This window comes from Salimicrobium album (assembly GCF_900107115.1).
In the GTDB taxonomy this organism is placed as follows: Bacteria; Bacillota; Bacilli; order Bacillales; family Halobacillaceae; genus Salimicrobium; species Salimicrobium album.
In genome coordinates, this window is record NZ_FNOS01000004.1 from 318,042 (window position 1) to 330,022 (window position 11,981).

An 11,981-nucleotide genomic window follows, 5' to 3' on the forward strand; every position below is an offset into this window, starting at 1 on the left:
GATACCATATGCAAGAGTTCTATGATTATTATAATAATCCTGTGAAATTATCTTTTAAGGACCACCCTTTTTCAAGCGAACCGAAGCACGTATGGGTGATTTGCCAATACCGTGGAAAATGGCTGCTGACCGAACACAAGGAACGTGGTCTGGAGTTCCCCGGTGGGAAAGTGGAAGAGGAGGAGACCGCCTCGGAAGCTGCTGTCAGGGAAGTGAAAGAAGAAACGGGAGGCATCGTCGATCAGCTGCGTTACGTCGGTCAATACTTCGTCAAAGGTAAAGGTGGCACGATCATCAAAAACGTTTATTTTGCAGAGGTTTTACAGTTGCGGGAAGAAGCCCATTATTTCGAAACGAACGGTCCGGTACTGCTCGAGCAGCTTCCGGAAGCTTTGCCGAGACAGAAAGAGTACAGTTTTATGATGAAAGATAAAGTGCTCCCGTGCTGCCTGGAAAGAATTGGAACGGTGTAGCGTAAGATGTGTAACTACCAGGGGACTCCCCGGGCTGTCGAGAAATTCTCGGCAGCTTTTTTGTTAGAAGACCGATAAAAATAAGCATGCAGAGAAATGGAGCGTTTCTCTGCATGCTTGTTGTCTGTATGACAGTATTAACGTTTGACCGGTCCGGCTGCTGCAATCGTTTCGTCAGCATAAGCGAATTTCTTGAAGTTCTCATGGAACTTGGCAGCCAGGCTCTCTGCCTGCGTATCGTAATCACTTTTGTCTTCCCAGGCATTACGCGGAATCATGACTTCCTCCGGAACACCGTCACAGTGAAGAGGAATGTTAAGGCCGAAGACAGGGTCCTGGTACATTTCCGTGTTTTTGAATTCTCCGTTCAATGCAGCATCCACCATACGTCTCGTATAGGACAGTTTCATTCTCTTACCTGTCCCGTAAGCTCCGCCGGTCCAGCCGGTGTTGACGAGGTAGACGTCTGTGTTGAACTCGTCGATTTTCTCACCCAGCATCTTCGCGTAGACGGAAGGCGGTAACGGGAGGAACGGTGCGCCGAAGCAGGCGGAAAACGTAGCTTCGGGCGTGGTGACGCCCCGCTCTGTCCCTGCGAGTTTACTCGTATACCCGCTCAGGAAGTGATACATCGCCTGTTCTTTCGTAAGTTTGCTGATAGGCGGAAGAACTCCGGTAGCATCAGCTGTCAAAAAGATTATTTTATCGGGATGTCCGGATTTACTTTCCTCAAGAGCATTGTCGATATGATCAAGCGGATAAGCGACACGCGTGTTTTCCGTCAGGGAAGTGTCGGTGAAATCCGGTTTCCCCGTACCCGGGTTTACAGCTACGTTTTCGAGTACCGCGCCGAATCTGATGGCTCTGTAAATATCAGGTTCCGTTTCAATAGAAAGGTCTTTAGTTTTGGCATAACAGCCGCCTTCCATATTGAACACGCCCCTATCGGACCAGCCGTGTTCATCGTCACCGATAAGGTAACGGGAAGGGTCGGCGGAAAGAGTCGTTTTTCCTGTACCGGAGAGTCCGAAGAAGAGAGCGGTTTCTCCCTCCGCGTTCACGTTAGCGGAGCAGTGCATCGGCAATACGTCCTGTTTCGGCAGGAGATAGTTCATCACGGAGAAGATCGACTTCTTGATCTCTCCGGCATACTGCGTGCCGCCGATCAGTACTATTCTATGTTTGAATGATACCGTTACGAACACTTCGGAATTGGTTCCGTCTGTCTCCGGGTCGGCTTTCAGCCCCGGTGCAGAGAGCACTGTGAACGCATTTTCGTGAAGAGGTTCCTCTTCACTCCCGGGTCTTATGAACATCTGCCTTGCGAACATATTGTGCCAGGCGTATTCTGTAATCACACGGATTGGCAGACGGTAGTCTTCATCGGCGCCTGCGTAACCCTGGAATACGAAACGTTCAGGGAGGTCTTTCAGATATCCGATCACTTTGTGGTAAAGGTGAAGGAATGTTTCTTCCTGCATCGGCTGGTTCACTTTGCCCCAGTCGACCTTTTCGGCAGTTTCATCGTCTTTTACAATGAATTTATCGTTCGGGGACCGTCCTGTATATGCTCCGGTTTCTGCCTTTACAGCTCCGGTATCGGTCAGTGTTCCTTCATTCCTGTTGAGTATGTTTTTCGTAAGGTCCGGAACAGAAAGCTGTACTTGTGTTCCTTCTTCCTCAAGCAGCTCCTCGATGCTTGAACGGTCGCTTCTGGCATGAATCATTTTAAAAACCCGCCTTTCCCTGAAATTCCGCATGTAAGCGATTATTTGTAAATAGTATAACACATTGTCGTTAATAGTCCATACTGCAATTCATTTTTTTAAAATCATCTGCAGCTGCTGTATAATCTGGAGAAAAGGAAGGTGAAAAGGTTGAAGAAATCGATCGTTCTGTACGATGCCGCATGTCCTTTGTGCCTTAAAACGAAAAAGTGGGTGAGCCTCCTGGACCGGGAAAATCGACTGCTCTGGCTGTCGCTGCAGAAGCTTACCGAGTATACTTCTCTTCCCGCTGAAAAAGAAGGACAAATTCGTGAACAATTACATTTATATGATCCTTCGCGCAACGAACATGTAGGGTATGACGCGATCACCTATATATGTAAGGAGTCGCCGCTGCTTCGCTTCGCCGGAAAGCTGATGGAGTTTCGGACTGCGAGGGCGGTCGGAGTTCCGGTTTACCGATTTATCGCTAATAACAGATACAGAGTGGGAATCCACGATTGTAAAGACGGAAGCTGCTCCATCTAATTGACAATCATAGCTGATTTGGTATGATAAAATGCGAACGGTAACTCTCTTATCCAGAGTCGGTGGAGGGACAGGCCCGAGGAAACCCGGCAACCTTCTTTTGATATGGTGCTAACCTGACGCAAGAGTACTCTCTTGGACGATAAGAGCGGAAGGAAATCATCCCTTTCCTCATACGATGAAGGAAAGGTTTTTCTTTTTTAATGAAGGAAATCAAAATTTCTCTTAATAGTATAAACGTTTCCTGAAGGACCTTCCTGTTTTCCATGCATGGTTAATGAAGGAATGTAACTGATTCCGGTTTTCAACCCGTGAAAACAGGGGCCGGAATTCGGAAACAGAATGCAGTATATTAAAGTATGATGCTGGTAAGAGTGCCGTAATCAGAGTTTAAGGAGGAATCATGTAACATGGCAGCAAATCGCCGGTTGTTCACATCTGAATCGGTTACGGAAGGGCATCCCGATAAGATATGTGACCAAATTTCCGATGCAATTCTTGATGAAATACTGAAGGAAGACCCGAATGCCCGGGTGGCCTGTGAGACAATGGTTACCACAGGACTTGTACTTGTCTCCGGGGAAATCAGTACGACGACATATGTGGATATCCCGCAGGTCGTAAGGCAGACAATTAAAGATATCGGGTACACGAGGGCGAAGTTCGGATTCGATGCCGATACCTGTGCCGTCCTTACAGCTATTGATGAACAGTCCCCGGATATCGCGGGCGGAGTGGATGAATCTCTGGAATCGAGAGAAGGACAGATGAGCGAAGAGGAAATCGACGCAATCGGTGCCGGGGATCAGGGTCTTATGTTCGGATACGCAACAGATGAAACGGATGAACTGATGCCTTTGCCGATCTCGCTTGCTCACCAGTTGTCCAAGCGTCTGGCGGACGTGCGGAAAGACGGGACCCTCTCCTACCTGCGTCCGGACGGTAAGACACAGGTGACTGTGGAATATGACGAGAACAACAACCCGCTCCGGGTCGATACGGTGGTCATCTCTACGCAGCATGCCGAAGAGATTACGCTTGGGCAGATTAAGGAAGATTTGATGAAGCACGTAATTGTGCCGGTCGTCCCGGAGAAGTTCATGGATGACCAGACGAAGTACATCCTTAACCCTACAGGCCGTTTCGTTATCGGCGGGCCTCAGGGTGACGCCGGGTTGACAGGACGCAAAATCATCGTTGACACTTACGGCGGCTATGCCAGACACGGAGGAGGGGCCTTCAGCGGCAAGGACTCCACTAAAGTGGACCGCTCCGCTGCTTACGCCGCCCGCTACGTTGCAAAAAATATTGTTGCCGCCGGTCTTGCGAAGACGTGTGAAGTCCAGCTCGCATACGCCATCGGGGTAGCCGAACCGGTCTCGATTTCCATCGATACGGACGGTACCGGGGAAGTCACGGAAGCCAGGCTCGTGAAAGCTGTGCGGGAACTTTTCGATCTACGTCCGGCAGGGATTATCCGCATGCTCGATTTGAAACGTCCTATTTATCGACAGACGGCCGCGTACGGTCACTTCGGCCGCCCGGCGGATCATTTCCCCTGGGAAAACGTCGATAAAGTGGATTTGCTGAGAGCTAAAATAAAAGAAGAATAGATAGGCCGCACGTACAAAAATCCGAACGAAAGCGTTCGGATTTTTGTTTATTCCGTTAAATTAGAATAGAAGAAAAATACACGGCCGAGGCCAGAACAAAGAATCATTTCTCTCCGCTGTTTTTATAATACTGTCCTTTTTCCACGTAGCTCTTACGTATACGATCCAGTTCTTTGAAGTCTTTCTCGGTCAAATCTCTCACTACTTTAGCCGGGCGTCCCACGGCAAGAGTGCGGGGAGGTATCGTTTTACCCGGAGGAACGAGACTTCCGGCACCGAGAAAAGCTTCTTCACCGATGACGGCGCCGTCGAGTACAATCGATCCCATTCCGACTAAGGCATTCTTTTTGATGGTAGCGGAATGAAGCGTAACCTGATGCCCGATGGTGACTCCGTCCTCCAGCGTAAGCGGCATGCCCGGGCTCTGGTGGAGGAGACTGAGATCCTGTACATTTGTATTATTTCCGATTCTGACAGGAGCGACGTCGCCCCTGATTACGGTTTTGAACCAGATACTCGCATATTCCCCGATCGACACATCCCCGGTTATGACAGTGTCTTCAGCCACGTAAGCCGTGTCGGCAATTTCGGGATAGTAACCTTTATATTCGCAAATCATCTTCATCCTCCTTATACTGTATATTATAGTAAGTATATCAGAGGAAAACGGAGGTACAAGTGATGCTGAAAGAATACATATCTGTTACGCCAAAAGCCGTAATCGTTGTCGTACACGGGGCTTTTGAGCACGGGGGACGCTACAGGACACTGGCTGAGAAATTCCAGACAGATGGATACTCGGTGGTCGTCGGAGACCTCCCCGGTCAGGGAGACGACATAGACAATCGGGGCCATATCCGCAGTTTCCGGCAGTATCTGGATACCATTGAAGGATGGGTGGAGTATGCGAAGGAAGTGGAGGTCCCTGTTTTTCTCCTTGGTCACAGCATGGGAGGGCTTGCCGTTATCCGGGCGCTGCAGGAAAAATCGCTACCGGTTCAGGGTGTGATTTTATCCTCTCCGGCACTCGGCATAAAGAATGGAGCAAGTAAACCGCTTGAGGCGATGGCCAAGGTGATGGACAGGCTTTCACCATCTCTGCTCGTATCATATCCCTACCGTCCCGAAACAGTTACGAGAAATGAAAATGTGTGGGAGCAGGACAGGAAGGACGACAAAATTTTGCAGAAAGTATCTGTAAGATGGTACAAAGAATTTCAAAGAGCTATCAAAGTCGCTCGCGACAAACCGTTCAGCGACGTGCCCCTCCTCCTCATGCAGGCAGGAGAGGACAAGATGGTGAACTCTGAAGACACGAAGCGCTGGTTCGATGCACAGAATTTGACGGAGAAGGCTTACAAAGAATGGCCGGGCCTTTATCATGAACTGTTCAATGAGCCGGAGTGGGAAGAAGTTTACCGTTACGCTTTAAGTTTTATAGAAATACACCGTTAAGAGGAGGATCCAGTTTTGGCAAAGCAGGCACCGAAGCAACCGATAGCCCTGATGTATCAGGGGTACAGATTTATATTTCCGGAGGTTTACCGTCAATTGGAGGCCTGGAAAGAGAGGGCGGCGGATATTCCGGATCCCGAACTGAGATTTCAGGCAACAGACAGTATAGAGAAAAAAGCTTTTCACTGTGAGGGAGGCGGGCTTTTCTCCCTGCTATCCGGAGCGCAGTGGAAAGAAACCGTCACTTTCGTAGTGGCATACCAGACCATCTGTGATTACCTGGATAATTTATGTGACCAGAGCGAATCCCTGGACCCGAAAGACTTCGAAAGTCTCCACTTTGCGCTGGAAGATGCGGTTCATCCCGATTATGAACACCGTGATTATTATGCATTCAGAGAAGAGAAGGAAGACGGGGGATACCTGAGTGAACTCGTTTCCACCTGCCAGGGTGTACTGAGCCGTTTTCCGTTCTATCACCTCGTTCAGCTGGACGTGGCGGATCTCAGTGCGTTATACGGAGAGTTCCAGGTGCATAAACACGTGAAGGAAGAAGAGAGAGTGGGGCGCATGCAACAGTGGCATCAGAGAAATATGTCCAGGGTACCGGATATGCAGTGGTATGATTTTTCAGCCAGCACCGCTTCTACCATGGGAGTATATACGCTCGTCGCCTATGCTGCGGGGAAACGGGTGAACAGAGAGCTGGTCCGGCGTGTCAGAAACTGTTACTTCCCTTACATGCAGGGGATGCACATACTGCTTGATTACTACATTGACCAGGCAGAAGACGAAGCGGATGGTGAGATGAACTTCTGTACATATTACCCTTCCAACGAAGCGCTGAAAAAACGTATAGGAGAATTCATGGAGGAGACAGACCGTAAAATAGCGGAGCTTCCGGATGCCGACTTTCATCAGATGCTCCGCGAAGGTGTCGTGAGCATGTATCTGGCCGACGAGAAAGTTAAGGAGCTTCCCGGCTCTTCTTCGATGGTGCCATACCTCCTGAATAAGAGCGGGACAAGAAGCTGGTTTTTCTACCTGAATGTTAAAGCTTACCATAAACTGAAAGCCTGACCACAAAGGTCAGGCTTTTTCTAATGCTACAATGAAAGGTGCATTGTTTTTCTGATTGAGAAATTCGTACTTGAGTACGTGAACCGAACGCTGATCAAGATTTCCGGCGTATTCCATCACTTTTTCTTTCTCTTTTTTTCCACCTTCATGACCGTGGTAGACGACGAGGACTACGAGACCGCCTTTTTCCATAACTGAAAGGATATTATCGATGGCTTCAATGGTGTGCTCGGGGGTAGTAACGACGGTTTTATCGCTTCCCGGCAGAAACCCCAGGTTAAAGATGGCCCCTCTGATATTCGGATGACGCTCCTCCGGTATGTATTTCAGCGCTTCTGCGTGAGACGCTTCATTTAAAGTCACCTGATGAACCGAGTTATTCTCTTTCAGTCTGGCAGCTGTAGCTTCTATTGCGTCCTTCTGGATATCAAAGCCGTACACATGGCCGGACTCTTTTGTGAGACTGGCCAGAAAAAGAGTGTCGTGGCCGTTTCCGCAAGTAGCATCAATGGCTATATCCCCTTCGGTTACTGCTTTCTTCATCAGTTCGTGTGAAAAGGGGAGGACTCTGTCGAGATTCATAATGCTCCTCCTTTAAAATAAAATGGAGAAATCATTGTATCATATCAAAAAGAAAAACATCGCCTTTTTATTTCGACGATGTTTTACCTTTGGAAGATCCACGTTTGGACACTGTATTATAAGCTTTGCGAGCGTATCTTTTCGTTTTTTCCGGATTGCGTTTTGCGTAGGATACCGCTTTTCTGATTAAATTTTTCATTTTATCACCTCATATTTAGTCCTTCCCGCTGCAGGAGTTTCTGAAACACAGGAAACAGTTGACAAAGAGGGCTGTATTCATTAAGATACGGTTATAATTGAGGCTGCGTGATAAGGGGAATAGTAGCAATCGAAAAAATACAGAGAGACAGCGGCCGGTGAAAGCTGTTTTTGATTCGTTGTGAACTCGCCCCTGTACTTAAAAGCACGTATCCCGGCTTATCCACCGTTATCGGAACCGAGTGAGCGAAAAATTCGCTAATGTGGGTGGTACCGCGGGATACAGCCTCTCGTCCCATAATTATTGGGAGGGGAGGCTTTTTTTCTGGTTTTGAACAAATAGAAGAAAACTCGATCTGAGGTTTCAGGTTTGATGATTCCATATAGTAATGACACAGTACATAGTTGAACAGGAGGAAGGTAAATGGCTTTTAATCATAAGAACATAGAGAAGAAATGGCAGACCTACTGGCTCGAGAATAAGGTGTTCAAATCCGAAACGGATACAGACAAAGAGAAGTTCTATGCTCTGGATATGTTCCCTTATCCGTCCGGATCAGGTCTTCACGTCGGGCACCCGGAGGGGTATACAGCTACGGATATCCTCTCGAGAATGAAGCGGATGCAGGGGTATGAAGTACTTCACCCGATGGGATGGGACGCTTTCGGGCTACCGGCTGAGCAGCACGCTCTCGATACCGGGAATGATCCGGAAGAATTCACTGCGCACAACATCGAAACGTTCCGTCGACAGATCCAGGAACTCGGTTTCTCCTACGACTGGGACAGGGAAATTAACACGACGGATCCCGACTATTATAAATGGACGCAGTGGATTTTCCTTAAATTGTACGAAAGGGGACTCGCTTATATAGATGAAGTTCCTGTAAACTGGTGCCCGGCTCTCGGCACGGTTCTTGCCAATGAAGAAGTGATCGATGGAAAGAGTGAGCGGGGCGACCATCCGGTGGAACGCCGGCCGATGAAACAATGGATGCTCAAAATCACTGCTTATGCGGACAGACTGCTGGATGATCTTGAAGAACTGGACTGGCCGGAGAGCATTAAGGATATGCAGCGTAACTGGATCGGGAAATCCGAAGGTGCGGAAGTGGAATTCGATATCGAAGGTTTCAATGAATCTTTCAAAGCGTTCACCACCCGGCCGGACACTCTTTTCGGTGCTACATATGCTGTGTTTGCCCCGGAACATCCTTACATTGAAAATATAACCGCCGAAGAACAGAAAGAAGCGGTCCAGAAATACGTTAACGAAGCAATGAATAAGAGCGATCTTGAAAGAACGGATCTTGCCAAAGGAAAATCTGGCGTTTTTACGGGCGCTTATGCTGTCAACCCGGTTAATGGAAAGAAACTTCCGATCTGGGTAGCCGATTATGTCCTTATGAGCTACGGGAGCGGTGCAATCATGGCAGTTCCGGCTCATGATGAACGGGACTACGAATTCGCGCGTAAATTCGATCTTGAAATCATTCCGGTCGTCGAAGGAGGAGATGTGGAAGAGGAAGCTTATACGGGTGAAGGCCCCCACATCAATTCCGATTTTCTGAATGGACTTTATAAAGAGGAAGCAATAGATAAAGCGATCCAGTGGCTTGAAGAAAACGGCAAAGGCCAAAAACAGACGACTTACCGTCTCCGTGACTGGCTGTTCAGCCGTCAGCGTTACTGGGGAGAACCGATACCTGTTATCCACTGGGAAGACGGGTCTGTAACCGCAGTACCAGAAGAAGACCTTCCGATTGAACTGCCGAAGACGACGGAGATCAAACCGTCCGGTACGGGAGAATCGCCGCTTGCGAATATCAGTGACTGGGTGAACGTTACGGACCCTGAAACGGGAATGAAAGGGAAGAGAGAAACGAATACGATGCCTCAGTGGGCCGGCAGCTGCTGGTACTACCTGCGGTTTATCGATTCCGATAATGACGAAACGTTCGCGGATTACGAGAAGCTGAAAAAATGGCTCCCTGTAGATATCTACATCGGCGGCGCAGAACATGCCGTTCTGCATCTGCTCTACGCACGTTTCTGGCACAAAGTGCTTTACGATGCAGGAGTAGTACCGACGAAGGAACCTTTCCAGCAGCTGTTCAACCAGGGTATGATTCTTGGTGAAGGCAACGAAAAAATGAGTAAATCGAAAGGGAACGTAGTTAACCCGGACGATATCATTCATACTCACGGAGCGGATACTCTTCGTCTTTATGAGATGTTTATGGGGCCGCTGGAGGCGTCTATCGCGTGGTCTGAAAACGGACTTGAAGGAGCGCGGCGTTTCCTTGACCGTGTGTGGAGAATCGTTTCTCCTGAAGGGAAGTTGAACCCTGCCATAAAAGAAGATGCAGATAAAGAAGCTCTGGAAAAAACGTATCATGAAACAGTGATGAAAGTGACGGAGAACTTCGAAGATCTGCGTTTTAATACGGGTATTTCCCAAATGATGGTGTTCATTAATGACGCTTATAAAGCAGACGAGATCCCTAAAACCTTTATGGAAGGATTCGTTAAACTGCTTTCCACTGTGGCGCCTCACGTCAGTGAAGAAATGTGGTCGAATCTTGGTCACGAGGGAACGATTGCGTACGAACCATGGCCGACGTTCGACCCTGAAAAACTCATAGAGGAAGAAGTTGAGATTGTCGTCCAGGTGATGGGGAAAGTCCGCGCCAAAATGATGGTGAACAAGGAAGCTTCTAAAGAAGATCTTGAAAAATCCGCCCTGGAACATGAAGAAGTCAAGCCGTGGCTTGAAGGGAAAACAGTAAGAAAAGTTATTGCCGTACCCGGAAAACTGGTTAATATTGTAGCTGATTAATTATGCGCCTGTCCCTTTGCCCGGGGGCAGGCTTTTTTCTTGACTTCTAATGAAGATTTAATAGAATTACAATTGCAAAACCTAAAAAAGGAGGATGGTCAACATGAGTACTATTCCTGAAATGAACGGTGAAACACTCGAACAGAAGTTGAAAAACGGAGAAAATATAACAGTTATAGATGTGCGGGAAGACGAAGAAGTCGAAGAAGGTATGATTCCGGGAGCTAAACACGTCCGTTTAGGAGATCTGCAGGATAGATACACCGAACTGGATAAAGAGGACAATCACGTAGTCGTCTGCCGTTCCGGAAGAAGAAGTATGAAAGCGTCCGAATTTCTTAAAGAGAACGGATTCACAACCGTTACCAATCTCGAAGGCGGTATGCTGGGATGGCCCGGAGACGTCAGCAAAAAATAAAGAAGGTGAAAAGATGATTTATTGGGGTGGGACAGCAGCTATCGCTCTGCTTTTGTTTATTACCACGCGTACAAAAGGAAGGAACGGGCTGCAGACCTTAAATGATAATGAAATCAGCGACAATGATTATTGTGTGATTGATATAAGAGACTATATTTCTGCACACCGCTCTCCTTATCCGGGAGCAGAGAACATCCCTCTCAGTTATCTGCCGAGAGAACTGAAGGAAAGATTCGACTGCCCGAAAGAAATTCTTCTCGTCACAGATGACGAACGGGGAGCGGTAAAAGCCGCCAGACTGTTGAGAAAGAAAAGAGATCAGTCTGTATATTATGTGAAAGCTTCCTGAGAGAAGTGAAAAAGGAAAAAGCACAAAAACCGAAACCTGACGTTCGGTTTTTGTGCTTTTTGTATCGTGAGAAAAAGAGGATGATGGTATCCGAAAGTAATGAAGCGCAGGGCAAGGAAAAGAGGAACCCGTGAACATTCACATGCTTTATCCGGGTCAGTAATACCCTGTGTATGCGGGGTGTTGCCGGTATATTCATTAGCGCAAAATCATTATCGGTAAAAAATACAAATTAAATTTCAAAAAGTCATTGACCTTCGAAGCTGTAGAGTGTAATATTGTTTTTGCTGCTTTGAAAGGCAGAAAAAACAGAGTGAATTAATTGTTGACTTTCTGTAACTGAAAGTGGTACAATAGTTTTGCTTCACATTAATAAGTAGATCTTTGAAAACTGAACAATGTTTATGCCATGCGTCAATTTTTTGAACGAATTATGATTGAGCTAATCAATCTCTTTTATGGAGAGTTTGATCCTGGCTCAGGACGAACGCTGGCGGCGTGCCTAATACATGCAAGTCGAGCGCGGGAAGCGAGCAGAAGCCCTTCGGGGCGGACGCTCGTGGAACGAGCGGCGGACGGGTGAGTAACACGTGGGCAACCTGCCTGTAAGACCGGAATAACCCCGGGAAACCGGGGCTAATGCCGGATAACCCAACGGTTCTCCTGAACCGATGGTAAAAGGATGGCTTCTTGCTATCGCTTACAGATGGGCCCGCGGC

At 47.9% G+C, this 11,981-nt stretch carries 12 protein-coding genes, 1 rRNA gene, 1 riboswitch and 1 other annotated feature; of the genes, 9 read left to right on the plus strand and 4 right to left on the minus strand.

The features are described 5' to 3' along the window. The first annotated feature begins 8 nt into the window (after nt 1-8). Nucleotides 9-473 (plus strand): RNA deprotection pyrophosphohydrolase, encoded by a 465-nt coding sequence (gene ytkD / locus BLU03_RS09580; protein ID WP_076571074.1) that lies wholly within the window; start codon nt 9-11, stop codon nt 471-473. A 137-nt stretch (nt 474-610) separates the two neighbouring features. On the opposite strand, the gene pckA is transcribed toward ytkD, so the two are convergent. Continuing rightward, nucleotides 611-2,200 (minus strand): phosphoenolpyruvate carboxykinase (ATP), encoded by a 1,590-nt coding sequence (gene pckA / locus BLU03_RS09585; RefSeq protein WP_233129715.1) that lies wholly within the window; start codon nt 2,198-2,200, stop codon nt 611-613. Nucleotides 2,201-2,350: 150 nt separating this feature from the next. On the opposite strand from pckA, the gene BLU03_RS09590 reads away from it, so the two are divergent. Both BLU03_RS09590 and metK read left to right on the plus strand, forming a co-directional pair. After that, a complete protein-coding gene (locus BLU03_RS09590) occupies nt 2,351-2,728 on the plus strand; it encodes a thiol-disulfide oxidoreductase DCC family protein (RefSeq protein ID WP_076571077.1) in 378 nt (125 codons plus the stop codon). 46 nt (nt 2,729-2,774) lie between these two features. Next, nucleotides 2,775-2,877: riboswitch (SAM riboswitch) on the plus strand. A gap of 261 nt (nt 2,878-3,138) precedes the next feature. After that, a complete protein-coding gene (gene metK / locus BLU03_RS09595; RefSeq protein WP_076571079.1) occupies nt 3,139-4,341 on the plus strand; it encodes a methionine adenosyltransferase in 1,203 nt (400 codons plus the stop codon). Between the two features lie 103 nt (nt 4,342-4,444). Here metK and BLU03_RS09600 read toward each other — a convergent pair whose 3' ends face one another. Next, a complete protein-coding gene (locus BLU03_RS09600) occupies nt 4,445-4,960 on the minus strand; it encodes a gamma carbonic anhydrase (RefSeq protein ID WP_076571081.1) in 516 nt (171 codons plus the stop codon). Between the two features lie 62 nt (nt 4,961-5,022). Between BLU03_RS09600 and BLU03_RS09605 the strand changes: the two genes are divergently transcribed. Together BLU03_RS09605 and BLU03_RS09610 are read left to right on the plus strand one after the other, a co-directional pair. Continuing rightward, nucleotides 5,023-5,796: an alpha/beta hydrolase gene (locus BLU03_RS09605; protein WP_084193872.1), complete on the plus strand. Its 774-nt coding sequence runs from the start codon at nt 5,023-5,025 to the stop codon at nt 5,794-5,796. 15 nt (nt 5,797-5,811) lie between these two features. After that, nucleotides 5,812-6,876, plus strand: coding sequence for a tetraprenyl-beta-curcumene synthase family protein (locus BLU03_RS09610; protein WP_008587400.1), 1,065 nt, complete (start codon nt 5,812-5,814; stop codon nt 6,874-6,876). A gap of 9 nt (nt 6,877-6,885) precedes the next feature. On the opposite strand, the gene BLU03_RS09615 is transcribed toward BLU03_RS09610, so the two are convergent. Both BLU03_RS09615 and BLU03_RS13830 read right to left on the minus strand, forming a co-directional pair. Next, nucleotides 6,886-7,458 carry a class I SAM-dependent methyltransferase gene (locus tag BLU03_RS09615; protein ID WP_008587401.1) on the minus strand — a complete coding sequence of 191 codons (573 nt, stop codon included), beginning with the start codon at nt 7,456-7,458 and terminating at the stop codon, nt 6,886-6,888. Nucleotides 7,459-7,525: 67 nt separating this feature from the next. After that, complete coding sequence (locus BLU03_RS13830) at nt 7,526-7,657, minus strand: hypothetical protein (RefSeq protein ID WP_008587403.1); 132 nt, start codon at nt 7,655-7,657, stop codon at nt 7,526-7,528. A 101-nt stretch (nt 7,658-7,758) separates the two neighbouring features. Further along, nucleotides 7,759-7,957 (plus strand) — a binding site (T-box leader). Between the two features lie 123 nt (nt 7,958-8,080). Between BLU03_RS13830 and leuS the strand changes: the two genes are divergently transcribed. The 4 genes from leuS to BLU03_RS09635 all read left to right on the plus strand — a co-directional run. Beyond that, on the plus strand, nt 8,081-10,495 hold the full coding sequence (leuS, locus tag BLU03_RS09620; protein ID WP_008587405.1) for a leucine--tRNA ligase: 2,415 nt from the start codon (nt 8,081-8,083) through the stop codon (nt 10,493-10,495). A 103-nt stretch (nt 10,496-10,598) separates the two neighbouring features. Beyond that, a complete protein-coding gene (locus tag BLU03_RS09625) occupies nt 10,599-10,913 on the plus strand; it encodes a rhodanese-like domain-containing protein (RefSeq protein WP_076571086.1) in 315 nt (104 codons plus the stop codon). A 13-nt stretch (nt 10,914-10,926) separates the two neighbouring features. Then, nucleotides 10,927-11,262 (plus strand): rhodanese-like domain-containing protein, encoded by a 336-nt coding sequence (locus tag BLU03_RS09630; protein ID WP_076571088.1) that lies wholly within the window; start codon nt 10,927-10,929, stop codon nt 11,260-11,262. Between the two features lie 455 nt (nt 11,263-11,717). After that, nucleotides 11,718-11,981: ribosomal RNA gene (locus BLU03_RS09635) — 16S ribosomal RNA — on the plus strand; the annotation flags it as partial.